The organism is Mycobacterium deserti (assembly GCF_025345615.1).
Taxonomy (GTDB): Bacteria; Actinomycetota; Actinomycetes; order Mycobacteriales; family Mycobacteriaceae; genus Mycobacterium; species Mycobacterium deserti.
Window position 1 is genome coordinate 403,664 of record NZ_JAODWD010000003.1, and the last position, 23,605, is coordinate 427,268.

21 protein-coding genes are annotated in these 23,605 nt (G+C 68.4%); 18 read left to right on the forward strand and 3 right to left on the reverse strand.

Going from position 1 to position 23,605, the window contains the following annotated elements:
• Nucleotides 1-98 precede the first annotated feature (98 nt).
• The 10 genes from N4S67_RS13295 to N4S67_RS13340 all read left to right on the forward strand — a co-directional run bounded on the left by N4S67_RS13295 (nt 99) and on the right by N4S67_RS13340 (nt 10,417).
• A complete protein-coding gene (locus N4S67_RS13295) occupies nt 99-1,571 on the forward strand; it encodes a PGRS repeat-containing protein (RefSeq protein ID WP_260993441.1) in 1,473 nt (490 codons plus the stop codon).
• A 97-nt stretch (nt 1,572-1,668) separates the two neighbouring features.
• Nucleotides 1,669-2,007, forward strand: a complete 339-nt coding sequence (locus N4S67_RS13300; protein ID WP_390893393.1) for an ArsR/SmtB family transcription factor — start codon at nt 1,669-1,671, stop codon at nt 2,005-2,007.
• 6 nt (nt 2,008-2,013) lie between these two features.
• The gene (locus N4S67_RS13305) at nt 2,014-2,184 is read left to right on the forward strand and encodes a hypothetical protein (RefSeq protein ID WP_260993443.1); all 171 of its coding nucleotides are present in this window, start codon (nt 2,014-2,016) and stop codon (nt 2,182-2,184) included.
• A 561-nt stretch (nt 2,185-2,745) separates the two neighbouring features.
• A complete protein-coding gene (locus N4S67_RS13310; protein WP_449288834.1) occupies nt 2,746-3,909 on the forward strand; it encodes a PGRS repeat-containing protein in 1,164 nt (387 codons plus the stop codon).
• Nucleotides 3,910-3,993: 84 nt separating this feature from the next.
• A complete protein-coding gene (locus N4S67_RS13315; RefSeq protein WP_260993445.1) occupies nt 3,994-6,885 on the forward strand; it encodes a BTAD domain-containing putative transcriptional regulator in 2,892 nt (963 codons plus the stop codon).
• An 86-nt stretch (nt 6,886-6,971) separates the two neighbouring features.
• Entirely contained in the window at nt 6,972-7,799 is an 828-nt protein-coding gene (locus tag N4S67_RS13320) for a class I SAM-dependent methyltransferase (protein WP_260993446.1), read from the forward strand.
• Between the two features lie 88 nt (nt 7,800-7,887).
• A complete protein-coding gene (locus N4S67_RS13325; protein ID WP_390893394.1) occupies nt 7,888-8,565 on the forward strand; it encodes an energy-coupling factor ABC transporter permease in 678 nt (225 codons plus the stop codon).
• Nucleotides 8,562-8,909: a PDGLE domain-containing protein gene (locus tag N4S67_RS13330; protein WP_260993448.1), complete on the forward strand. Its 348-nt coding sequence runs from the start codon at nt 8,562-8,564 to the stop codon at nt 8,907-8,909. Before N4S67_RS13325 ends, N4S67_RS13330 begins: the two co-directional genes overlap by 4 nt.
• A 3-nt stretch (nt 8,910-8,912) precedes the next feature.
• Nucleotides 8,913-9,686 (forward strand): cobalt ECF transporter T component CbiQ, encoded by a 774-nt coding sequence (gene cbiQ / locus N4S67_RS13335; protein WP_260993449.1) that lies wholly within the window; start codon nt 8,913-8,915, stop codon nt 9,684-9,686.
• Nucleotides 9,683-10,417, forward strand: coding sequence for an energy-coupling factor ABC transporter ATP-binding protein (locus tag N4S67_RS13340; protein WP_260993450.1), 735 nt, complete (start codon nt 9,683-9,685; stop codon nt 10,415-10,417). The genes cbiQ and N4S67_RS13340 overlap by 4 nt, the downstream gene beginning before the upstream one ends.
• Before the next feature lie 62 nt (nt 10,418-10,479).
• On the opposite strand, the gene N4S67_RS13345 is transcribed toward N4S67_RS13340, so the two are convergent.
• From N4S67_RS13345 to N4S67_RS13355, 3 genes are all read right to left on the reverse strand, one after another.
• On the reverse strand, nt 10,480-10,659 hold the full coding sequence (locus tag N4S67_RS13345) for a hypothetical protein (protein WP_260993451.1): 180 nt from the start codon (nt 10,657-10,659) through the stop codon (nt 10,480-10,482).
• Nucleotides 10,660-10,777: 118 nt separating this feature from the next.
• On the reverse strand, nt 10,778-12,193 hold the full coding sequence (mtr, locus tag N4S67_RS13350; RefSeq protein ID WP_260993452.1) for a mycothione reductase: 1,416 nt from the start codon (nt 12,191-12,193) through the stop codon (nt 10,778-10,780).
• 4 nt (nt 12,194-12,197) lie between these two features.
• Nucleotides 12,198-13,208 (reverse strand): alpha/beta hydrolase, encoded by a 1,011-nt coding sequence (locus N4S67_RS13355; protein WP_260993453.1) that lies wholly within the window; start codon nt 13,206-13,208, stop codon nt 12,198-12,200.
• A 159-nt stretch (nt 13,209-13,367) separates the two neighbouring features.
• Between N4S67_RS13355 and mqo the strand changes: the two genes are divergently transcribed.
• The 8 genes from mqo (at nt 13,368) to N4S67_RS13395 (ending at nt 23,599) form a co-directional block, all read left to right on the forward strand.
• Nucleotides 13,368-14,819: a malate dehydrogenase (quinone) gene (gene mqo / locus N4S67_RS13360; RefSeq protein WP_260994032.1), complete on the forward strand. Its 1,452-nt coding sequence runs from the start codon at nt 13,368-13,370 to the stop codon at nt 14,817-14,819.
• 13 nt (nt 14,820-14,832) lie between these two features.
• Nucleotides 14,833-15,279, forward strand: a complete 447-nt coding sequence (locus N4S67_RS13365; protein ID WP_260993454.1) for a GNAT family N-acetyltransferase — start codon at nt 14,833-14,835, stop codon at nt 15,277-15,279.
• A complete protein-coding gene (locus tag N4S67_RS13370; protein ID WP_260993455.1) occupies nt 15,276-17,111 on the forward strand; it encodes a VWA domain-containing protein in 1,836 nt (611 codons plus the stop codon). The genes N4S67_RS13365 and N4S67_RS13370 overlap by 4 nt, the downstream gene beginning before the upstream one ends.
• A gap of 17 nt (nt 17,112-17,128) precedes the next feature.
• Complete coding sequence (cobO, locus tag N4S67_RS13375; protein ID WP_260993456.1) at nt 17,129-17,743, forward strand: cob(I)yrinic acid a,c-diamide adenosyltransferase; 615 nt, start codon at nt 17,129-17,131, stop codon at nt 17,741-17,743.
• Between the two features lie 97 nt (nt 17,744-17,840).
• Nucleotides 17,841-19,202, forward strand: a complete 1,362-nt coding sequence (locus tag N4S67_RS13380) for a cobyrinate a,c-diamide synthase (RefSeq protein WP_260993457.1) — start codon at nt 17,841-17,843, stop codon at nt 19,200-19,202.
• The gene (gene cobA / locus N4S67_RS13385) at nt 19,199-20,407 is read left to right on the forward strand and encodes a uroporphyrinogen-III C-methyltransferase (protein WP_260993458.1); all 1,209 of its coding nucleotides are present in this window, start codon (nt 19,199-19,201) and stop codon (nt 20,405-20,407) included. The genes N4S67_RS13380 and cobA overlap by 4 nt, the downstream gene beginning before the upstream one ends.
• Nucleotides 20,408-20,440: 33 nt before the next feature.
• Nucleotides 20,441-22,021: an MFS transporter gene (locus N4S67_RS13390; RefSeq protein WP_260993459.1), complete on the forward strand. Its 1,581-nt coding sequence runs from the start codon at nt 20,441-20,443 to the stop codon at nt 22,019-22,021.
• Nucleotides 22,022-22,084: 63 nt separating this feature from the next.
• The gene (locus N4S67_RS13395; protein ID WP_260993460.1) at nt 22,085-23,599 is read left to right on the forward strand and encodes an MFS transporter; all 1,515 of its coding nucleotides are present in this window, start codon (nt 22,085-22,087) and stop codon (nt 23,597-23,599) included.
• The last annotated feature ends 6 nt before the right edge of the window (nt 23,600-23,605 follow it).

Genomic DNA, 23,605 nt, shown 5'->3' on the forward strand with positions numbered 1-23,605 from the left:
ATTTCATCTTCTATTCACCGCCATCGAACGCTCGCTCGCCACGGTTGAGGAGTTCATCGGCTGCGCCGGCGACTTCACAGACATCTGGAGATGGGGATATGACCGAACTCAACCGACCTCGCACCGCGTCGATCGAGGTCCGAAACTACGTCGGGCGCGTCGGCGCGCTCGCGATCGCCCTTGGCGTGGGTGCCGCGGTTGCCCCCGCGCTGAGTGCGGCGCCGGTCGCCGATCCGGGCGTGTTGCTGGCCGCCACGGCACCCGCACCGGCGTCGCCTGCCTACCCGCGGCTGTCGCCAACTGCGCAGGCGGCTGTGCCCGCGGCACCCCCGACGCCGTCCACGGTTCCCGACAGCGCCATCTGGCTGACCCCACCTTCTTCTGCAGGACTCACGACTGGTACCCCGCACGTGATCCGGGCGGAGTTGTCCAGTCGAGGCTCCCGGCGCGCCGAGACGAAAACTCCACGCGGCCCGATGGTCTCGACGTTCACCATCGGCACTGGTGCACCGGCGACAGCGCGCATCGGTGACGGTCCGGCACCGTCCGCGCCCACCCGGGCGGGCCTGCAGCCTGGCCCGGGTGGCGATCCGCTCGGCGCGCTGATCGGTGTGTTCATCGGCAACGGGGACGAGCCGGGAGAGAACGGCGGGCTCTTGATCGGCAACGGTGCCGACGGCGGACCCGGGCAGAACGGCGGCCGCGGCGGACTTCTGTTCGGCAACGGCGGTAAGGGCGGCAACGGGCTGGACGGCCAGGCAGGCGGCAACGGCGGCAGCGCCGGCCTGTTCGGCAACGGCGGTGCGGGCGGTGACGGCGGCGGCGTCGTCACCGGCGGAACCGACGTCGCCACCGCGGCTGACGGTGGAAAGGGCGGCAACGGCGGCATCCTGTCCGGCAACGGGGGAGCCGGCGGTAGAGGCGGCTACGCCGCTTCGGCGTCCGGTGCGGCGCATGGCGGCAAAGGCGGCGACGGCGGCGCGTCCGGGGTGTTCGGCGACGGCGGCCAAGGCGGCAACGGCGGAGGTGGCGCGGGCAACTTCGGTACCGGTTTCGGCGGCGACGGCGGCAATGGGGGCGGGGCCGTCCTCGGCTCGGGCGGATCGGGCGGCACCGGCGGCTCCGGAACGAGCAACGAGGGTGGTGCGGTCGCAGGCAACGGAGGCGACGGCGGCGACAGTCAGGTGTCGGGCAGTGGCGGTGCAGGCGGTGCGGGCGGAAAGGCCAGCGGCGCCAAGGACCAGGTCTTCGCGGGATCCGGCGGAGTCGGCGGCGACGGTGGCGTGCTCGGCGGCCAGGGTGGTTCCGGCGGCAAAGGCGGTGACGCCGACACCAAGGCCGGCGGCGCGTACGGCGGCAGCGGGGGCATCGGCGGTCAAGGCGGGGTGAACTCCAGCGGCGGTACCGGCGGGCAGGGCGGCACCGGCAAGGCGACCACCGGAAACGGATACGGAGGCAGCGGCGGCACGGGCGGCAGCGGCGGACCGGGTGGATCCGGCGGCCAGGGCGGCGCAGGCGGCACCGGGACCACGAGCACCGGCTCCGACGGACAGGACGGATCCGACGGCTGACGCCGGCTGACGCGCCGTGCCGTACCTTTCGTGCGGCACGGCTCACCCGTGTGTGGATTCGGCGCCTTCATCGTTTCGGCGGACCCGTTGTGGTGAGATTGACGCAGTGAGCAAGCCAGGAAACGCAGCAGAGGTTGAGCGCGCGGCGTCGGCATTGGCCGACGTCGACACCGCCGGTTGGACGCGGCGCTTCGACTTGCTGTCCGACCCCCACCGACTCGAGATCCTCCTGACGTTGCACCGCGCGCCCGGCATCTGCGTGGGAGATCTCGCGGCGACGTTGGGGCGGTCGGAAAACGCTGTCTCACAAGCGCTTCGAGTTCTACGGCAGCAGGGGTGGGTCAGTTCGACGCGGGTTGGTCGCGCAGTGAGCTACCGCCTCGACGACGGGATCGTCCACGATCTGCTGCATTGGATCGGCGCCCGCCACGGCTGATCGGCGATGACGGTCGGATTCGGGTTGCTCGGCGACGTCGAGGCCCGCAACGCCCTTGCCGCCTATCTCCCGCGACTGCGCCAGTCCCTGCACCGCGCCCTGCTCGGGGCGGGCAGACCATCGCCGCTGAACGCGGCACAACGCGCAACGCCGGACCACGAGTCGATACAGCCGTAGAGCGGGGCGCAAGCCGTCGCCCGCGCGCGCACGGCGCAGGCTCGGAGTACTGACCAGGGCCGGTCAAACACCGTTTGACGTGGGCATTTAATAGCCGTTCAAGAGTCGCTGCACCGGTTCCGGGGACCGTTGTGGCGTTCCTGACATCGGGCGGCCGCCCGCGAACCTACGGAGATCATCATGAGCTATCACCAACGACTGGGCTGCAGCCGATTCGTCGGTCGCGTCGGCGTACTCGCAGTGGCCCTCGGGGTCGGCATCGTGGTCGCGCCCGCGTCAGCGGAGCCCGTCGAGCGGACACCTCGACCGGCCCTTCAGATGGCGGCTGCAGACGTCGCCCGACAGTCGGCACGGCCGAAGGGGTCCGAGGAGTCGAATCGGTTCGTTCGCGTGCTTTACCCGTCGCCCGTCTCAGCTCCGCCGCGCAGCCGGGCCCTTGTCATCAGCAACGGCAGCACCATGGCGGGGCAGCCCCGCGAATACCTGATCGGCGATGGCGGCCACGGAGCGCATCGTCTCAGGACCACGCCCGGGCAGGTTCGCACCCGCCGCACCGCGCTCATGGTGTCGACGCCCGTCGGTGGCCACGGTATGGCCGCTCGCCCAGATGCCGCGAACTTCCAACTGGCACAGGACAACGCGATCGCGGCGTTGATCGGGGTGTTCATCGGCAACGGTGATGAGCCCGGGGAGAACGGCGGACTATTGATCGGAAACGGCGCCGACGGCGGGCCAGGACAGAACGGCGGTAGGGGTGGCCTTCTTTTCGGCAACGGCGGTAAGGGCGGGATCGGGCTAGCCGGTCAGGCAGGCGGTGACGGCGGAAACGGCGGTTTGTTCGGCAACGGCGGCGCAGGCGGTGACGGTGGAAGCGTCATCTCCTCGGCACCCGGGGCCGCCGGGGCCGGCGGCAAGGGCGGCAACGCGGGGATTTTCGGCAGCGGCGGCGCCGGTGGAAACGGCGGCGGTGTTCTTGCCGGCGGCAGCGCGACCGGCGGCAACGGCGGGGCGGGTGGCAGCGGCGGGCTCGTCTCAGGCCAGGGCGGCAAGGGCGGCGACGGCGGCATCGCCATCAGCGACGGCAACGCGACCGGCGGCAACGGCGGCGCAGGTGGCGCAGGCGGATTGACCGGCAGCGGCGGCGCCGGTGGAAGCGGCGGCGATGGAAACACGGCCGACGGCGTGGCCAACGGTGGGTCGGGCGGCGACGGCGGTGCGTCGGGCGTCGTCGGCAACGGCGGCGACGGTGGAAAGGGCGGCAACGCCGACACCGACACCGGTACCGCCAACAGCGGCGCCGGCGGGCACGGTGGCGACGCCCAGGCCGCTGGCCAAGGCGGCGACGGTGGCGACTCGGGCACCGCATCCGCTCAGGACAACGGCGACGCCAACGGCAACGGTGGCGGAAACGGCGGAGACGGCGGCACATTCGGTGGTTCGGGTGGATCCGGAGGCAAGGGCGGAAGCACACACTCGCCGAACGGACCTGCGCAAGGCGGAACCGGTGGTGACGGCGGTGATGGCGGCCTCGGCTCACCCGGCGGCAATGGCGGCGACGGTGGTGACGCCACGTCGACGAATTCGACCGGCAAGGGCGGCAACGGCGGTAGCGGCGGCTCTGCAGGAGCAGGCAGCGGCACGCCTGGCACGGGCGGTACCGGCGGGACCGGAAGCGGCAAGAGCCCGGGCAGTTCCAACGGCACGAACGGTCAGAACGGAGGCTGACGCCGCGCCGAATTGAATGTCTACCGGCGGTGACCGCGGTGTTTCGATGGACACACCGCGGTCATCTGGTGAACGCTATACGGCGTGGCCGCGGAATTCAGGTTGCTCGGCGAGGTCGAAGCCTGCGTCGACGGCCAGCGGCTCGACATCGGCCACGCGCGCCAACGATGCGTTCTTGCGACGCTGCTGGTCGACGTCAACAAACCCGTTTCGGTCGACCAACTGATTGACCGGGTCTGGGCCGACGACCCTCCGCACCGCGCCCGCAATGCCTTGGCCGGGTATCTGTCTCGGCTCCGGACGCTGCTGGCCAATGACGGCGACGTGCAGATCACCCGCGGCCCGGCCGGCTACACCCTGGCCGCCGATGCGCTGTCCGTCGACCTCCACCTGTTCCGCGAACTGGCCGGCCGGGCCCGTGCGAGCAACGACCCAGACGACGCGGTAGGGCTGTACCGGCAGGCCCTCGCCCTGTGGCGTGGCGAGCCGTTCGCGGCGCTCGAAACGCCGTGGATCAACGACGTGCGCGCTTGGGCGCAGGCGCAACGCTTTTCGACTCAGTTGGAGTGTTACGACGCCGTACTGCGGGCCGGTAGGCACACCGAGGTGGTCGACGAGCTGGCCGCGGCGCACCAGGCGCATCCGCTGGACGAGCGGCTCGCAGCACAGCTGATGCTGGCCGAATATCGGTGCGGACGTCAGGCCGACGCGTTGGATATCTATCGGCAGATGCGTGAGCGGCTCATCGACGAGCTCGGCATCGACCCGAGCCCACCACTGCGGGAAGTACATCAGCAGATTCTGGGAAGTGAGCTCATCCCGCCGAATGCGCCACCCGGGCCGACCCAAGTCCGTGGACGACCCCCGGCAACCAACCTGCCGCGTCGCACAAAGCGCTTCATCGGTCGCGACGGCGAGGTGATCGCGCTGAGCGAGGCTCTCACCGAGAGCCCGCTGGTCACCTTGACCGGAGTCGGCGGCGTCGGAAAGACGCGGCTGGCGCTCGAGGTGGCCGATCGCAGCAAGGATCAGTTCGCCGATGGCGCATGGTTCTGCGAACTCGCGCCGCTGTCGGACCGTGACGCAATCGGTCATTCCGTCGCATCGGCGCTGCGGCTCAAGCAGACGCCGGAAAACGTCGACGAGGCGGTCATCGACTATCTGCGGACACGTGAACTGCTCCTGGTTGTTGACAACTGTGAGCATGTGCTTGATGCGGCCGCGCTCCTGGTCGATCGGATCGTGCGCCAGTGTCCCGGCGTGTCGGTCCTGGCAACCAGCAGAGAGCCTCTCGGCACCGAGGGCGAGCGGATCACGCCGGTTGGCCCGCTGCCTTCCGACGACGCGGCCGACCTGTTCGTCGAACGCGCGCGCGCCGCGCGACCTGACTTCGACGCTGACCGCGAACCCGTGGGCGCCGTGGCCGAGATCTGCCGGCGACTCGACGGCATTCCGCTCGCCATCGAACTGGCCGCGGCCCGGATGCGCGCGATGAGCAGCCTCGACGTGGCTCGCAGACTCGACCGTCTCCGCCTGCTCAGCGGGGGCGCCCGTGGCGTTCATCCGCGCCAACGCAGCGTTTCCGCCACCATTGACTGGTCGTATCGATTGCTCAGCGAGCCGGAGCAGTCCCTGTTCGAGCGATTGTCGGTTTTCGCCGGCGGGTTCGATCTCGAAGCCGCGCACGGCGTGTGCGCCGACGCGGAACAGAGCGAGGACGACATCCTGGATCTACTCACCGGGCTCGTCGACAAGTCGATGGTCTTCATTCGCAGCGGCTCCGGTGTGACGCGCTACGACGTGCTGGAGACGTTGCGGTCCTACGGGCGCGAAAGGCTCTGTGCAAACGGGCATGCCGACGACATCACGGGGCGACATGCTCAGTACTTCGTCGAACTCGTCGAGCGATCCGAGCAGGGCATGCACGGCGTCGACGAGCCCGCGTGGATTCAGCGGATGGCGCCGAACGCGTGCACGACATACTCCGCGCCCGACTTCGAGAACCTCCGCACGGCGTTCGATCACGTCATGGCCGTCGGCGACCTCGATGCCGCGCTGCGCGTCGTGACGTCACTCATCGACCTGATGAATCGCATCGGTTATCACTCAGCGCGCTGGGCATACCGGGTGGTCGAAATCGCCGACCGGGCCCACCCCCTGTTTCCGTCGGCGGTGGGCGTCGCAGCGCGGGCGGCCTGGGTGCTCAACGACTTCGCGCGCGCACGGTCACTCGTCGGCATGGTCGCGGGCCGTGCCGTGGATCCGAAGGTCTGTTACCTCGCACATCCCGGCGACGTGCTCGCCGAAGTGGACTTGTACAACGGCGACGCATCGGCGGCGTTGGCCTACTTCGAGGCCGAGCTGCCGAACGCGCGCAAGTCGGGGAACCTGGTCCGGGTGGTGGTGCTGCTGGATCGAATCACGTTGTGCCACCAGACACTCGGTTCGCCGGAAGCGGGGCTGCCCGCGGCGCGGGAGGCGGTCAGGGTCGCAGACACCGCGGGCAATCCCACCGCGCGTTCGCTGGCGCGCTGCTCCCTCGGCCGGGCGTTGGCGGACACCGACCCCGACCGCGCGCTGGCGCTCCTGCACCAGGCGACCGAGATCGGCGCGTCGGTGGAGAACAACTGGTGCACGGGGATGGCGGGCATGGAGGCCGCGGCCATCCGCGCCGTGCACGGCGATCCGGTTGCCGCAGCGCAGATGTTGATTTCCGTGCTCGACCACTGGCAGCGCGGTGGGCCCGGATTGATTCCGCAGCAGTGGGACACGCTCCGGCACGCGGCTCGGCTGCTCGTGCGCATCGGTGCGACGCACGAGGCCGCCACGTTGGAGCGGTCCATCATCGCCGCCGGCTGCGAAGCGCCGCTGAGCGATGGCGCGGGCGTCGGCGCGGACGGTGTCGTACTGAGCGACGGCGACATCGTCGAGTACGCCAGGACCGCACTGCGCCGGCACTGTCGAAACCCAGTCTGATCACGCGATTTCACGACTATCGAAGGTCTGCCCAACCGTCGGGCGACAACCTTGTGGCGACCGATCGACCCACCAAGGAGAGCAACATGATCAGCGTCGAGCCCGACCGAGAACTGAAGACCAAGCACCGCGCGCTCTGGGCGTCCGGCGACTACCCGGCGGTGGCCGCCGAGCTGATTCCCGAACTCGGTCCCGCGCTCGTCGACGCCTGCGGCGTGCAGCCCGGTGACCGCGTCCTCGATGTCGCGGCAGGCTCGGGCAACGCCTCGATTCCGGCCGCCGAGACCGGCGCGAGCGTCACCGCGAGTGATCTGACCCCCGAACTGTTCGAGGCCGGTCGGCGCATCGCCGCGCAGCGCGGCGTGGAACTGGAGTGGGCGGAAGCCGACGCCGAGGCGCTGCCGTTCGCGGACGACGCTTTCGACAAGGTCCTGTCCTGCGTCGGCGTGATGTTCGCGCCGCATCACCAGGCGGCGGCCGACGAACTGATCCGCGTGGTCCGGCCCGGCGGCACGATCGGGCTGATCAACTGGACACCCGAGGGTTTCATCGGCAACTTGTTCAAGACCATGAAGCCGTACGCACCGCCACCTCCGCCCGGCGCCAGCCCCGCGCCGCTGTGGGGTTCCGAGGACCACGTCCGTGGGTTGTTCGGCGAGCGGGTGAGCGATCTGACGATGCGACGCCGGACGGTGGCACTCGACCACTGCACGACGCCGACCGAATTCCGCGAGTACTGGAAGCGCAATTACGGACCGACGATCGCCGCGTACACCTTCACCGCCGGGACACCCGACCGGGTCGCGGCACTGGATGCCGACTTTCTGGAATTTCTCTCGACGTGGAACCGGGGCGACGGGCAGCGGGCGTGGTGGGAGGCCGAGTACCTGCTGGTCACCACGACGAAGCGGTAGCCGACCGGTGCCACATGAACATCTGTTCATCTAGACAGGTGTCCGTGTGGCCTCTAGGGTGATGCTGGTGACCGTCGACTCCGTTGCCATGCACATGAGCGACGGCATCGTCAACGCACCGATCTCGGTCGTCTTCGTTCTCATCGCCGTCGCCGCTGTCGGCCTCTGCGCCGTCAAGGCGCGCAACGAACTCGACGAACGCACCGTCCCGCTGGCCGGTCTCGTCGCGGCGTTCATCTTTGCGGTGCAGATGGTCAACTTCCCGATCCTGCCGGGCGTGAGCGGTCACCTGCTGGGCGGCGCGCTGGCCGCGATCCTGGTCGGCCCCTTCACCGGAGCCCTGTGCATCGCGATCGTGCTGGTGGTGCAGGCGCTGCTGTTCGCCGACGGTGGCGTCACCGCCCTGGGAACCAACATCACCAATATGGCGGTGATCGGAGTGGCCGCCGGGTACGGGACGGCCGTGTTGTTGTACGCGCTGGTGCGCAGGCGCACCGATGTCCCGGTCGCGGGCCTTGGCGTCATCGCCTTCGTCTCGGCTCTGATCGGCACGGTCTGCGCGGCAATGGGATTCGTCCTCCAGTACGCGCTCGGAGGAGCGGCGACGACGTCGGTGGGGGCGGTCGCCGGGTACATGTTGGGCACTCACGCACTGATCGGCGTGGGGGAGGGACTCATCACCGCGGTGACGGTGATGGCCGTCGCCAGATCTCGTCCCGATCTGGTGTACCTGTTGCGCGGTGCCCGTCAGGAGATACCCGTATGAGGTCGCGCCGGTTCTGGGTGGTCTTCGCCGTCGTGACATTGCTGATCGCCGGCGGGGTCTCCTACTTCGCCAGTTCGAGTCCCGACGGTTTGGACTCGGCGACGCTGCAGGGGTGTGAGGTCGTCGAGACGGCCGACGGTGAGAACCTCACCGGTGACTGCATCGCCCAGCACGCCGCCGAGCACTCCCTGTCGTCGTCGCCGCTGGCCGACTATGCAGTCGGCGGACGCGAGGGCACGGGAGGTATCGCGGGAATCGTGGGGGTGCTGGCCACCGTGGCCGTCGCTGGCTCGGCGTTCTGGCTGATCGCGCGCAGCCGGCGCGAAGACGCAAGTAAGCCCTGACCGATGGGCGCAGGCGCGCACCCGCTGTACCGGCACGGCGACTCGGTGGTGCACCGGGCACCCGCGGAAGTCAAGATCGTCTGCCTGCTGGTGTTCGTTCTGGCCGTGGTGGCCACGCCGCGAGAGATGTTCTGGCCGTTCGGCATTTGCGCGGCGATCATCGTCGCGATGTGGCTGCTGGCGCGCATCCCGGTGCGGTGGATGCTGCCGCGGATGTTGATCGAGGCGCCGTTCGTGGTGCTGGCCGTGCTGCTGCCGTTCGCCGAGGGCGGGCCCCGTGTCGACGTAGCGGGACTCGCACTCTCGGTCAACGGACTGTGGGCCGCGTGGGGCATCGTCGTCAAGGGCAGCCTCGGTGTCGGCGCCGCGTTGACCGTCGCGGCCACCACATCCGCCGCCGAGTTGCCGTCGGCGCTGAGCCGACTCGGTGTGCCCGCGGTCGTGACGTCGGTGCTGGTGTTGATGATTCGCTACGTCGACCTGCTGGCCGGCGAGGTGAGCCGGATGCGGATGGCACGCATCGCCCGAGGGGACTCGCCGCGGGCGCTGCACCAGGCGGGTGCCATCGCCAAGGGCGTCGGCAGCCTATTCCTTCGGTCCTATGAGCGCGGCGAGCGCGTGTACCAATCGATGTTGTCGCGCGGCTTCGACGGCAGGGCACCGGATTTGGCGGCCATCGGTGCCCCACCCCCCGCTGCCGCCACGCAGTGGGCGGTCGCGATGATTCCGGCCGCTGCCGCGGTCTGCGTTTCGCTGCTCGCGTGGGTGACGGTATGACGGCCATCCGGATCGAGGCGCTGCGCCATGTCTATCCCGACGGCCATGTCGCGCTCGACGGCGTCGACCTGACGGTGGCACCCGGCGAGCGCGTCGCGGTGCTGGGGCCCAACGGCGCGGGCAAGACCACTCTGATGCTGCATCTCAACGGAGTGCTGACCGCCACCTCCGGTTCGGTTCGGATCGGCGACGTCACCCTGAGCCGAAAGACGCTTCGCCGAGTCCGCGAGAACGTGGGCCTGGTGTTCCAGGATCCCGACGACCAACTGTTCATGCCGACCGTCGCGCAGGACGTCGCATTCGGGCCTGCCAATTTCGGGCTACGAGGCGACGCGTTGGCGGCCCGGGTGCGACGCGCGTTGGACGCCGTGTCGCTGACCGAACATGCCGAGCGCAGCCCCACCCACCTGTCGGCCGGACAGCGTCGCCGCGCCGCGTTGGCCACCGTGCTGGCCTGCGAACCGGAGGTGCTGGTACTCGACGAGCCGTCGGCGAACCTCGATCCGGTGGCGCGGCGGGAGTTGGCCGAAACGCTGTCGACGCTGGACGCGACGATGCTCATCGTCACCCACGACCTGCCGTACGCCGCGCAACTTTGCCACAGGGCCGTCGTGATGGACGGCGGCGTCATCGTCGCTGACGGCGCGATCAATGACATACTCTCCGACGCGAAACTGCTTGCCGCGCACCGCCTCGAACTTCCCTGGGGCTTCGTCGTCCCGGCCGGCTAGTGGCGCCGTGACAGGCAAAGTCGAATAAAGCCAGTCCTCCGTCGTGCCGACAACGATCAAGATTAAATGTTGACGCTCTTGACTTCTACGCGGGTAATCTTCAGCGTGGCATCCCTGAAACGAAACGTCGTGTCACGCAGCGCTGCGGAAGCCCCGTTACCGAATTCCTTCTTGCCGAAATCGCTTCCGTCGATTTTGGTGATGCCAATCGTAAATTCGGCGATCTCGTTCGGGTCACTCATGGAACGTCCTCTCAACGGTGGCAATGGATAACTAAAGTATCCCCGTGATGCCCCGCGCATTCGAAGTATCGGCGGACGGATTCACCGATCAACTCGCCCGCTTCGTCGTCCCGGCCGGCTAGTGGCGCCGTGACGGCGGCCACGGCGGTTCACCGCAGAGCGCCAGCAGCGCGTTCTCGATGACCTCCGGCAGCGCGGGGTGGATCCAGTACTGTCCGCGCGCCATGTCCTGGGCGGGCAGGTCGAAACTCATCGCCTGAATCAACGGTTGGATCAGGGACGACGCCTGGTGGCCCATGATGTGAGCGCCGAGGATCAACCCGGAGTCGTCGTCGACGATGATCTTCGCGATCCCGGTGGTGTCCTCCATCGCCCAGCCGTAGGCGACGTCGCTGTAGTCCTGGATCTTGACTCTGAGCGCCAATCCCTTTGCACGGGCCTCGTTCTCGGTCAGTCCGACGCTGGCGATCTGCGGGTCGGTGAAGACCGCCGAGGGAATGTAGCGGTGATTGGACGGCATCAGCGCGTCGGTGTCGTCCCAGTCCTGCAGCAGGTTGTGTTTGACCACGCGTGCCTCGTGGTTGGCGACGTGCTTGAGTTGGAAATCCGACGACACGTCGCCGAGTGCGAAGACGCCGCGCGCGGTGGTGCGCTGGAATTCGTCGACGACGACCTGGCCGCCTGCGGTCACCTTGATGCCGGCCTGCTCCGCATCGAGCAGGTCACCGTTGGGCACTCGGCCGGTGGCCACCAGAAGCGTGTCGCCGCGCAGTTTCGTTCCGTCCGTGCAGGTGATCTCGACACCGTCGCCGAGTGGTCGCGCGTCGGACAGTTCGTGGTGGTTACGGATCTCCCACTTCTTGGCGGCGATGTCGGTGAAGCGCATGGCGATGTCGTCGTCGTGACCGCGTAGCAGTGTGCTGCCACGGATCAGCAGCGTCACATGGCTGCCGAGCGAGGCGAAGATGTGGGCGAACTCGCACGCCACGAATCCGCCGCCGATGATGATCAGGTGGTCGGGCACATCGCTGATGCGCATGATGGTGTCGCTGGTGTGGTACGGCACACCGCATTCCGAGACGGCGTCGGGGATCACCGCCCGCGAACCGGCGGCGACGACGACCTTGTCGGCGGTGAACTCGTCGCCGTCGTCGGTGCGCAGGCAGTACCGGCCGTCCGGCCTGGTCGGCCCGAACCGGGTGTGGCTGTCGAACACCTCGACGTTCGGCGAGGAGCGCCGGTAGTTCTCACCGCCCATGGCGAGCGGATCGATGCGACCGAAGACCCGCGAGACGATATCGGGCCACCGGACGCCGTCGACGTGTGCGTCGATACCGAAACGCGCTGATTCACGGGCTGATTGGGCCACTTCGGCCGCGTAGACAAACATCTTCGTCGGTATGCATCCGACGTTGAGGCAGGTGCCGCCGAAGATGCCCTTCTCGGCCACTGCGATGCGCTTGTCCGAGTAGCGTTCGTCGAGAATGCTGTTGCCAGAACCCGTGCCGATGATGGCGATGTCGAAATGGGCCATGCGGTCATCCCCGTTCGGATTGGGTTGCAGAAGTCGATGTTTCGGCCAGATACCAGTCGAGCCAGCGGTCCAGCTCGGCATATGCGATCCGCCGTGGCTCGGTCACCGAGAGGAACACGTCGTGCTTGGCGTCGGGGATGGGGACGATCGTGGTGCGGTTGCCGATGCAGCCCGCCCATCGTGCGATCTGCTTGACGTCCAATACCGCGTCGCCACGCTGTATCACGTCCGGGTCGGCGATCTCGCGCACGCTGCGATCCGATCGCAGGATCAGGTTCGGCACGCCCACGTCCAGGCCGCGGTGCAGTTTGGCGTGCCCGCGCCGGATCGCGTGAATCCAGCCGAGCGTCACCGGGAAGCCACCCACCGGCTTCCACCTCAGGTCGTAGTCGAAGTCTCCGTGGTAGTCGCGATGCAGCGTGGTCCCGTAGCCGCCTTCGGTGGGTGAACGCACCACCATGCGCTTGCGCAACCGCGATATCGCACCCATCACCGCAGCCGTCGGCGCCGTGCGCAGGATCGCCGGGCCCTGCAGATCGAACCAGGGGCTGTTGAGCACCAGACCGCCGACGTGTTTGCCGCGGGTCGCGCCGCGGGCGCGCATCCGGTCCAGCCACAGCGACACGACGAGGCCCCCGGCGGAGTGCCCGCATACCAGCACCTGCGCAGGTCCCACGGCGGCGATGACGTCGAGGGCCTTGTCCAGTTCCCCGTCGTAGCGGGCCAGGTCGGTGGTGAAATGCGGCGTCTGGCCCTCGCGCCAGGACCGTCCGCACTTGTGCAGGTCCAGCGCGTAGAAGGCGAACCCCCGGGCGGCGAAGTGGTCGGCCAACTCGGTGTTGAAGAAGTAGTCGGTGAACCCGTGAACCAGCAGGACCGCACGCGTGGCCGACGGGTCGGGCTCGCCGCGGCGCACCAGGGTGGCGAAGAGGTCACCTTCGCCGTCGGGGTCCCGGCCGAGCGGGAATGTCTGCTGCCAGTAACCAGGCAGCACATCGGCCTCCCAGGCAGTCACGACAGCCACCTTAATCTCGCGGCGCTCGATGTCTGGGGTGGATGCCGGACCGCGGCCGGATTGAATTCCCCGGTTGCGGGCTAACCTTGGGACGTGTCGGAACCCAGCGCATCCACCAGCACCACCAAGACCGACGTCCTGCTGGTCGGCGCAGGCATCATGAGCGCGACGCTCGGCGCGCTGCTGCGGCTCATGGAGCCGGACTGGTCGATCACCCTGGTCGAGCGCCTCGACGGCGCAGCCGCCGAGAGCAGCGACCCGTGGAACAACGCAGGCACCGGGCACTCGGCGCTGTGCGAGCTGAACTACACCCCGCAGCAGTCCGACGGCTCGGTCGACATCACCAAAGCCGTCGGCGTCAACGAGCAGTGGCAGGTGTCCCGGCAGTTCTGGGCCTACGCGGTCGAGAACGGCGTGTTGGGTGACCCGCGCAGCTTCATCAATCCCATTCCGCACGTGAGCTTCGTACACGGTCGCGACAACGTCGACTATCTCAAGCGCCGCCACGAAGCGCTCGCCGGCAATCCGTTGTTCCGCTCGTCGGAGTTCATCGACGACGAGGCCGAGTTCGCCCGCCGCCTGCCCCTGATGGCCGAGAAGCGCGACTTCTCCGAGCCCGTCGCGATCAATTGGACCGACGAGGGTACCGACGTCGACTTCGGCTCGCTGTCACGCCAGCTTCTCGGCTACGGCGCGCAGCGCGGGATGACGACGTTGTTCGGCCACGAGGTCCGCGACCTTCGTCAGCAGTCCGACGGTTCATGGACGGTGAAGATCACCAACCGGCGCACCGGCCAGAACCGCAAGCTGGACGCGAAGTTCGTGTTCGTGGGAGCCGGCGGCGGCGCGCTGAACCTGCTGCAGAAGGCCGGCATGAAGGAGGCCAAAGGCTTCGGCGGGTTCCCGGTCAGCGGCAAGTTCCTGCGCAGCGACAAACCGCATCTGACCGCCCAACATCAGGCCAAGGTGTACGGCTTGCCGCCTGTGGGTGCACCGCCGATGTCAGTGCCGCACCTGGACACCCGGATGATCAACGGCAAGCCCTGGCTGCTGTTCGGGCCGTTCGCCGGCTGGTCGCCGAAATTCCTGAAGCAAGGCGACATCCTCGATCTGCCGGAGTCGATCACGCTGACCAACTTCGCGTCGATCGTCAACGTCGGTCTCACGCAATGGAGCCTGTTGCAGTACCTGGTCGGGCAGCTGATGCTGTCCGACGCCGAACGCATCGGTGCGCTGCGCGAATTCGCGCCCAGCGCAATCGATCCCGACTGGGAACTCAACGTCGCCGGGCAGAGGGTGCAGGTCATCTGCGGCTCGAAGGGCAAAGGCGTGCTGAACTTCGGCACCACGGTCCTGGCATCCGCCGACGGCCGGATCGCCGGGTTGCTCGGGGCATCGCCAGGGGCGTCGATCGCTGTGCCCGCCATGCTCGATGTCATGGAACGCTGTTTCGCCGAACACTTCTCGTCCTGGTTGCCACGCCTCAAGGAGATGGTGCCCTCTTTGGGCACCGAACTGGCGAAGGAACCGGAGTTGTTCGACGAAGTGTGGGCGTGGGGTTCCAAAGCGCTCAAACTCGACAAGTCCGCCGATCTCACCCCGGCGGGGTGAAAGTGCCCGCCCTATGACGGTCGCGCTTCGCCGCAGCTGGGCCAAGGATCTGGACGCCGCGACGCTCTATGAACTGCTCAAGCTTCGAGTCGAGGTGTTCGTCGTCGAACAGGCCACCCCCTATCCCGAGCTGGACGGGCGTGACTTGCTGGCCGAGACCCGCCACTTCTGGCTCGAGGGCCCCGACGGGGAGGTCATCTGCACCCTCCGCTTGATGGAGGAACACCCCGGCGGGCACAAGGGCTTTCGCATCGGGCGCGTGTGCACCAAACGCACGGCCCGCGGAAACGGGCACGCCAACCGGCTACTGCAGGCGGCGCTGGCCGAGGTCGGCGACTATCCTTGCCGCATCAACTCACAGACTTACCTCGCCGACATGTACGCCCGTCATGGATTCGTCCGCGACGGTGAGGAATTCCTCGACGACGGCATCCCGCACGTGCCGATGGTCAAGCCGTGACCTATCCGTTCAGCGCACTCGTGGGCCACGACCGCCTGCGCCTGGCACTGCTGCTGTGCGCGGTGCGCCCGGAGATCGGCGGTGTGCTGATCCGCGGCGAGAAGGGCACCGCGAAATCCACCGCCGTGCGCGGTCTGGCCGAGGTCCTGCGCGCGGCCGACGGCGCGTCGCTGGTCGAACTGCCGATCGGGGCCACCGAAGACCGTGTGGTCGGATCGCTGGATCTGCAGAAGGTGCTGCGCGACGGTGAGCATGCGTTCTCGCCGGGCCTGCTGGCGCGCGCCAACGGCGGCGTGCTCTACGTCGACGAGGTCAACCTGCTGCACGACCATCTCGTCGACGTGTTGCTCGACGCCGCGGCGATGGGCCGTGTGCACGTCGAACGGGACGGGGTGTCGCACAGTTACGACGCGCGCTTCGTACTGATCGGCACCATGAATCCCGAAGAGGGAGAACTCCGCCCGCAACTGTTGGACCGATTCGGGTTGACGGTCGACGTGCACGCCTCGCGTGATGTCGAGGTCCGGTCGGAGGTCATCCGGCAGCGAATGGCCTTCGAGGTCGACCCAAGCGGGTTCGCCTCGCGATACCGGGAGGAAGACGGCGCTCTCGCGCGGCGGGTGGCCGCGGCACGGGCAGCGGTCGGTTCGGTGACGTTGCCGGACAACGAGATACGCCGCATCGCCGCGTTGTGCGCAGCCTTCGATGTCGACGGCATGCGAGCCGATCTCGTGGTTGCGCGCACCGCGGTCGCGCATGCGGCGTGGCGTGGCGCGGACACGGTCGCCGAGGAGGACATCCGGGTGGCCGCCGAACTCGCGCTGCCGCACCGCCGTCGTCGCGACCCATTCGACGACCCGGGCCTCGACCCCGGCCAGCTCGACGAGGCCATGGCACACGCGGGCGAGTCGAGCGACTCACCCGGCTCCGACCCCGACCCGGACCCCGATCCGCAGCCGCCCGGCGGCGACGGGTCGTCAGCGTCGTCCGACGGCGCGTCATCACAACGGACTTCAGGCTCGGCGACGCGTCCCAGCGCTCCTCCGTCGGCGGTGTTTCGCACCCGTGCGCTGGTGGTTCCCGGCGTCGGCGAAGGCGCTCCGGGACGGCGGTCCCGAGCCCGCAACCGCACCGGCACGGTCGTGTCCTCGACCTCCGACGTCGAAATAGGGCATGGCGTACACGTATTCGCGACGCTGTTGGCCGCCGCCGGACGGCAGACCACGGCAGGACGGCCGCGGCCCGAGCCCGCTGATGTGCGTCGCGCCGTCCGCGAAGGCCGCGAAGGCAATCTGGTGATCTTCGTCGTCGACGCGTCGGGCTCGATGGCCGCCCGCGACCGGATGTCGGCGGTCGGCGGCGCCACCATGTCGCTGCTGCGCGATGCGTATCAACGGCGCGACAAGGTCGCGGTCGTCACCTTCCGGCAGGATCAGGCGCGGCTGCTGCTGCCGCCGACCTCCTCGGTCTACATCGCCGGGCGTCGGCTGGCGCGCTTCGACACCGGCGGCAAAACACCGCTGGCGCAAGGCTTGTTGGCGGCGCGCGACGTCGTGGTGCGGGAGAAGGCCCGCGACCGGGCGCGGCGCAGCCTGCTGGTGGTGCTCACCGACGGCCGTGCCACTGGCGGGCCCGATCCACTCGGACGCACCCGTGAGGCCGCCGCCCGCCTCGTCGCCGAAGGCGTTGCCGCCGTGGTGGTGGACTGCGAAACGTCGCATGTGCGATTGGGATTGGCCGAGCAGTTGGCGCACCAGTTGGGCGCCCCGGCGGTGCGGCTGGCGCACCTTCGTGCCGATAGTCTCACCGATGTAGTGCGTACCGCTGCCTGACGCGAGAGAGTCCTGCTATGCCCCAAGGCCAGCCGTTGACCGTCCCCGACGACGGGTTGACCACCCGCGCCCGCCGGAATGCTCCCCTGCTCGCGGTGCACACCGGGCCCGGCAAGGGCAAGTCGACCGCCGCGTTCGGGATGGCCCTGCGCGCATGGAACCAGGGTTTCGACATCGCGGTGTTCCAGTTCGTCAAGAGCGCGAAGTGGAAGGTGGGTGAGGAGTCCGCGTTCCGCGAACTCGGCCGGCTGCACGACGAGCACGGCGTCGGCGGACCGGTCGAGTGGCACAAGATGGGCTCGGGCTGGTCGTGGTCGCGCAAGACCGGCAGCGAGGTCGATCACGCCGCTGCCGCGGCCGACGGCTGGGCCGAGATCACGCGCCGTCTGGCCGACGAGCGCCACGACTTCTACGTGCTCGACGAGTTCACTTATCCGCTCAAATGGGGGTGGGTCGACGTCGACGAGGTCGTCGCCGTACTCGCCGCCCGTCCCGGCACCCAGCACGTCGTGATCACCGGGCGCGACGCGCCGCAGCCGCTGATGGACGCCGCCGACCTCGTCACCGAGATGACCAAGGTCAAACACCCGATGGACGCCGGCCGCAAGGGCCAGAAAGGCATCGAGTGGTGAAAGTGGCTCACGTTTCCCTGCCGAGCAGACGCATAACTGCCCGATATACCGTCGAATCGGGACACTTTGCGTCTGCTCGCGAGAAAAAGTGCGGACGGTGAGCGTTCCCGCGATCGTCGTTGCCGCACCCGCGTCGGGGAGCGGAAAGACCACCATCGCAACGGGTTTGATGGGTGCGCTGCGGCGGGCGGGCAAGACCGTCGCGCCGTTCAAGGTCGGCCCCGATTTCATCGACCCCGGCTACCACGCGCTGGCGGCGGTGCGGCCGGGGCGCAATCTCGACCCGGTCCTCGTTGGCGAGCACCTGATCGGCCCGCTTTACCGGCACGGCAGCACCGGCACCGACATCGCGGTCGTCGAGGGGGTGATGGGCCTGTTCGACGGGCGCATCAGCGAGCAGGCTGCGGGCGCCGCACTGGGATCGACCGCTCATGTCGCCGCGCTGCTCGGCGCGCCGGTCGTCCTGGTCGTCGACGCGCGCGGGCAGAGCCACAGCGTCGCCGCACTGCTGCACGGGTTCTCGACATTCGACACCTCGATCCGCATCGTCGGTGTGATCCTCAACCGGGTCGGCTCGCCGCGGCACGAACAGGTGCTGCGGCAGGCCTGCGAACACGCGGGGGTCCGGGTGTTCGGCGCGATTCCGCGTGCCGACGAACTCGCTGTTCCATCACGCCATTTGGGTTTGGTCACTGCCGTCGAACACGGCAGGCAGGCCCGCGCGGCCGTCGAGGCGATGTCGGCGTTGGTGGGCCGCCACGTCGACCTGGAAGGCATCGCCGCCGCCGCAGCCAGCCGAGTCGCAGGCGAGCCGTGGAGTCCCGCCGGGCCCATCGCGGGAAAGGTCACCGTCGCGCTGGCTGCGGGCAAGGCCTTTACGTTCGGCTACGCCGAACACCGTGAGGTGCTGTGCGCCGCGGGCGCCGAGGTCGTCGAGTTCGATCCGCTGACCGAGACGCTGCCGCCGGACACCGCCGCACTGGTGATTCCCGGCGGGTTCCCGGAACAGTTCACCGCTGAATTGTCAGCCAACGATGTTGTGCGCAAACAAATCAAGTCGCTGGCCTCCTCGGGGGCGCCGATACACGCCGAATGTGCGGGCCTGACCTATCTGGTCGACGAGATCGACGGCCATCCGATGTGCGGGGTGCTGTCCGGGGCGGCGCGGTTCACCGACCGGCTGACGCTGGGATACCGGGATGCGGTCGCGGTGGCCGACTCATCGCTGTACGCCACCGGCGATCGCACGGTCGGCCACGAGTTCCACCGCACCACAGTCACGTTCACCGACGCCTATCAGCCTGCGTGGGTGTACAGCGGTGGTGTCGTCGACCGCGTCAGGGACGGCGCAGTCGACAGGGGAGTGCACGCCGGCTATCTGCACACGCATCCGGCCGCGCAGCACCAGGCGATCACCCGCTTCGTCGCCGCCGCCACCACCACTAGGCTCGCCGGGTGACTTCGGAGAACGCCTACCTCGTCGGCCTGCGCCTGCACGGCAAGAAGGTCGTGGTCGTGGGCGGTGGCACCGTGGCACAGCGCCGGTTGCCGCTCCTGGTCGCCAACGGCGCCGATGTGCACGTCATCACCCGCAGCACGACCCCGGCCGTCGAAGCGATGAGCGGAATCACCTTGATCCTGCGCGAGTTCCGCGACGGCGATCTCGAGGGCGCCTGGTACGCGATCGCGGCCACCGACGATCCGTCCGTCAACGCGGCCGTCGTCGCCGAGGCGGAGTCGCGCCGCATCTTCTGCGTGCGGGCCGACGTGGCCGTCGAAGGCACCGCTGTCACTCCCGCGTCGTTCGAGTACGAAGGCCTTTCCGTCGGCGTGCTCGCGGGCGGCGACCACCGCCGGTCGGCCGCCATCCGCTCGGCCATCCACGAGGCGTTGCAGCAGGGCGTGATCGCCCGCGACACGCCCGGCACCCCCGGCGTGATCCACGGTGGCGTCGCCCTGGTGGGCGGTGGACCCGGCGACCCGGAGCTGATCACTGTGCGTGGGCGCCGCCTGCTGGCCTACGCCGACGTCGTCGTGGCCGATCGGTTGGCGCCCCAGGAGTTGCTTGCCGAACTGCCGCCGCACGTGGAGGTCATCGACGCCTCGAAGATCCCGTACGGCCGGGCGATGGCCCAGGACGCGATCAACGACGTGCTCATCGATCGGGCGAAGGCGGGCAAGTTCGTCGTGCGGCTCAAAGGCGGCGACCCGTTCGTGTTCGCACGCGGCTACGAAGAGGTGATCGCGTGCGCCGACGCTGGGATTCCTGTCACAGTCGTGCCTGGTGTGACCAGTGCCATAGCCGTTCCCGCGCTGGCGGGAGTTCCGGTCACTCACCGCCATGTCACGCATGAGTTCGTGGTGGTCAGCGGCCATGTTGCGCCGGGGCACCCCGAATCGTTAGTGAATTGGAACGCGTTGGCCGCGCTCTCGGGCACGATCGTGTTGCTCATGGCTGTCGAGCGCATCGAGTTGTTCGCCAAGGCGCTTTTGGAAGGCGGTCGACCTGCGGATACGCCGGTGATGGTCGTGCAGCACGGGACGACGGCCTCGCAGCGGACGTTGCGCGCCACACTCAGCGACGCGCCGGAAAGGATTCGGGAGGAAGGCATTCGGCCTCCCGCGATCATCGTGATCGGCCCGGTCGCGGCCTTCGCCGGTTAAAGGATTCTTAAGATTACTGTAAGGTAACCCGATATGACGGCTCTCAATGACGCAGAGCGTGCAGCCATGCGCCGTGACGCCGAGGGTGGGGCAAAGCGGGTGGAACCAGAGCACGTGCAACATCCTGGCGCGGAGCGAAGTGGCAGGTCTCCGGCCTGGTTGCCATCTCGACGCTTCTTCGCCGCGGTCATCGCGATCGGTGGCATGCAGCTGCTCGCCACGATGGACAGCACCGTTGCCATCGTCGCGCTTCCTAAGATTCAAGACGAGCTCAGTTTGTCCGACGCGGGGCGAAGCTGGGTGATCACCGCCTACGTTCTGACCTTCGGTGGGCTGATGCTGCTCGGCGGCAGGCTGGGCGACGTCATCGGGCGCAAGCGCACCTTCATCGTCGGTGTCGCGCTGTTCACCATCGCCTCGATCCTGTGCGGGCTCGCCTGGAACGAGACCACGTTGGTGGTCGCGCGACTGCTGCAAGGTGTGGGCGCGGCGATCGCCTCGCCGACTGCGTTGGCGCTGATCGCGACCACGTTCCCCAAGGGCCCAGCGCGCAACGCCGCGACGGCGATCTTCGCCGCCATGACTGGTATCGGGTCGGTGATGGGCCTGATCGTCGGCGGCGCGCTGACCGAGGTGTCCTGGCGCTGGGCGTTCCTGATCAACGTGCCGATCGGGCTGTTGATGATCCACCTGGCCCGCAAGACGCTGCGCGAAACCCACCGCGAGCGCCTGAAGCTCGACGCCACTGGCGCGATCCTCGCGACGCTCGGCTGCAGTGCGGCGGTGTTCGCGTTCTCGATGGGGCCCGAGCAGGGCTGGCTGTCGCCGCTGACGATCGGTTCGGGCCTTGCCGCCTGTACGTTCCTGCTGGCGTTCGTCTACGTCGAGCGCTCCGCCGAGAACCCGGTGATGCCCTTGGAATTGTTCAAGGACCGCAATCGCGTCGCCACGTTCGCCGCGGTGTTCCTCGCGGGCGGGGTGATGTTCACGCTCACCGTGCTGATCGGGCTGTATGTCCAGGACATCATGGGCTACAGCGCATTGCGGGCGGGCGTCGGCTTCATTCCGTTCGTGATCGCGCTCGGCATCGGGCTCGGTGTGTCGTCGGCTCTGGTGTCACGCTTCCCACCACGGGTGCTGGTGATCGCCGGCGGTGTGCTGGTACTGGCAGCGATGATCTACGGCTCCACGCTGCACGGCGACATTCCCTACTTCCCCAACCTGGTGCTGCCCATCACCATCGGCGGGTTCGGCATCGGCATGATCGTCGTCCCACTGACCGTCTCGGCGATCGCAGGTGTGGGCTTCGACCAGATCGGGCCCGTGTCGGCCATCGCACTGATGCTGCAGAACCTCGGCGGTCCCGTGGTTCTCGCGATCATCCAGGCCGTCATCACCTCGCGCACGCTGTACCTGGGCGGCACCAACGGCCCGGTGAAGGACATGGACTCCGCGCAGTTGCACGCGCTGGACCAGGGCTACACCTACGGCCTGCTGTGGGTGGCCGCGGTCGCGGTGATCGTGGGCGCCGTGTCGCTGTTCATCGGCTACAGCGCGTCGCAGGTCGCGCATGCGCAGGAAGTCAAGGACGCGATCGACCAGGGAGAGCTCTAGCTCGACATCGAACGAGGGAGAGCCGTAAGCACCTAGTTTCGGCTCTGGGTAGGCTGGCAAGCCATGTCTGCCGCGGGTGGTTCTTCGGAGTCGACGGGCCGCATTCCGACGTCTGCACAGCCGCTGGCGTCCTCGGTGCTCGGCGTCGCGATCTTCGCGATCACCGGCATGCAGCTGATGTCGACGCTCGACGGCACCATCGTGATCGTCGCGCTGCCGCGGATGCAGGACGAACTCGGCCTTTCCGACGCGGCCAAGAGCTGGGTCATCACCGCATATGTGCTGACGTTCGGCGGGCTGCTGCTGCTCGGCGGACGGGTCGGCGACGCGATCGGCCACAAGCGCGCATTCCTGTCCGGCGTCGGCGTGTTCACCATCGCCTCGCTGGTCTGCGGCCTGGCCACTGATCCCGCGACGCTGATCGTCGCGCGCGCCGTGCAGGGCGCGGGCGCAGCGGTGGCCGCACCGACCGGCCTGGCGCTGATCGCGACGACCTACGCCGTCGGGCACGCCCGCAACCGCGCCCTGGCGATATCGGCCGCTATGCAGGGCATCGGCTCGGTGTTGGGGCTGGTGCTCGGCGGCGCGCTCACCGTCATCTCGTGGCGGCTGGCGTTCCTGATCAACGTTCCTATCGGCATCGCGATCATCGCGGTCGCGGTCTACCGGCTGGCCGAGACGCATCACGAGCGACTCAAACTCGACATCACCGGCGCGCTGCTGGCGACGCTGGGCTGCACGTCGGCGGTGTTCGTGTTCACCCAGGGGCCGCCGCGCGCCTGGGTCGATCCGTGGGTGATCGGTGGGGCCATCGCGTCGGTCATCTTCTTCATCGCGTTCTTCGTCGTCGAACGCACGGCTGCGCACCCGATCGTCCCGTTCTCGGTGTTCGACAACCGCAACCGGGTGATGACGTTCGTGTCGCTGTTCCTGGCCGGCGGGGTACTGCTGACGCTGACGGTGATGATCGGCCTGCTGGTGCAGGACGTGCTCGGCTACTCGGCGCTCGAGGCGGGCATCTGCTTCATCCCGTTCGCCCTGGCGTTCGGCGTCGGCAGCGCCGTGGCGGCCAAGCTCGCCCCGCACGTCGCGCCGCGCTGGGTGCTCATCGGCGCGGGCCTGTTCGTGCTCGGCGCGATGCTGTACGGCTCCACACTCGACCGCAGCATTCCGTACTTCCCGGACCTGTTCGGCCCCATCGTCGTCGGCGGCTTCGGCATCGGCGCGATCGCGGTGATCCTGCCGCTGTGCGCGGTCGCGGGAGTGGGTCCCGGCGAGATCGGCCCGGTGTCGTCGATCACCCTGATGGTGCAGAACCTCGGCGGCCCTGTCGTACTGGTCGTCATCCAGGCGGTGCAGACCTCACGCACGCTGTACCTCGGCGGCACCACCGGCCCGGTAAAGGACATGACGCCCGCTCAGCTCGACGCGCTGGGCTACGGCTACACCTACTCGCTGCTGTGGGTCGCCGGCGTCGCGGTGATCGTCGGCGTGGCCGCATTCTGGATCGGGTTCTCGGCTCGCCAGATCGCTGCGGCCCAACACACCCGCGAGGCAGTGGAGGCCGGCGAGCTGTAGCGAAGC

What these genes read in the sequence shown, in the direction of transcription:
- N4S67_RS13295 (WP_260993441.1), top strand. Translation starts at nt 99, where the DNA reads ATGACCGAACTCAACCGACCTCGCACCGCGTCGATCGAGGTCCGAAAC.
- N4S67_RS13305 (WP_260993443.1), top strand. Translation starts at nt 2,014, where the DNA reads ATGACGGTCGGATTCGGGTTGCTCGGCGACGTCGAGGCCCGCAACGCC.
- N4S67_RS13310 (WP_449288834.1), top strand. Translation starts at nt 2,746, where the DNA reads ATGGTGTCGACGCCCGTCGGTGGCCACGGTATGGCCGCTCGCCCAGAT.
- N4S67_RS13320 (WP_260993446.1), top strand. Translation starts at nt 6,972, where the DNA reads ATGATCAGCGTCGAGCCCGACCGAGAACTGAAGACCAAGCACCGCGCG.
- N4S67_RS13325 (WP_390893394.1), top strand. Translation starts at nt 7,888, where the DNA reads ATGCACATGAGCGACGGCATCGTCAACGCACCGATCTCGGTCGTCTTC.
- N4S67_RS13330 (WP_260993448.1), top strand. Translation starts at nt 8,562, where the DNA reads ATGAGGTCGCGCCGGTTCTGGGTGGTCTTCGCCGTCGTGACATTGCTG.
- cbiQ (WP_260993449.1), top strand. Translation starts at nt 8,913, where the DNA reads ATGGGCGCAGGCGCGCACCCGCTGTACCGGCACGGCGACTCGGTGGTG.
- N4S67_RS13340 (WP_260993450.1), top strand. Translation starts at nt 9,683, where the DNA reads ATGACGGCCATCCGGATCGAGGCGCTGCGCCATGTCTATCCCGACGGC.
- N4S67_RS13345 (WP_260993451.1), bottom strand. Translation starts at nt 10,659, where the DNA reads ATGAGTGACCCGAACGAGATCGCCGAATTTACGATTGGCATCACCAAA.
- mtr (WP_260993452.1), bottom strand. Translation starts at nt 12,193, where the DNA reads ATGGCCCATTTCGACATCGCCATCATCGGCACGGGTTCTGGCAACAGC.
- mqo (WP_260994032.1), top strand. Translation starts at nt 13,368, where the DNA reads ATGAGCGCGACGCTCGGCGCGCTGCTGCGGCTCATGGAGCCGGACTGG.
- N4S67_RS13365 (WP_260993454.1), top strand. Translation starts at nt 14,833, where the DNA reads ATGACGGTCGCGCTTCGCCGCAGCTGGGCCAAGGATCTGGACGCCGCG.
- cobO (WP_260993456.1), top strand. Translation starts at nt 17,129, where the DNA reads ATGCCCCAAGGCCAGCCGTTGACCGTCCCCGACGACGGGTTGACCACC.
- N4S67_RS13390 (WP_260993459.1), top strand. Translation starts at nt 20,441, where the DNA reads ATGACGGCTCTCAATGACGCAGAGCGTGCAGCCATGCGCCGTGACGCC.
- N4S67_RS13395 (WP_260993460.1), top strand. Translation starts at nt 22,085, where the DNA reads ATGTCTGCCGCGGGTGGTTCTTCGGAGTCGACGGGCCGCATTCCGACG.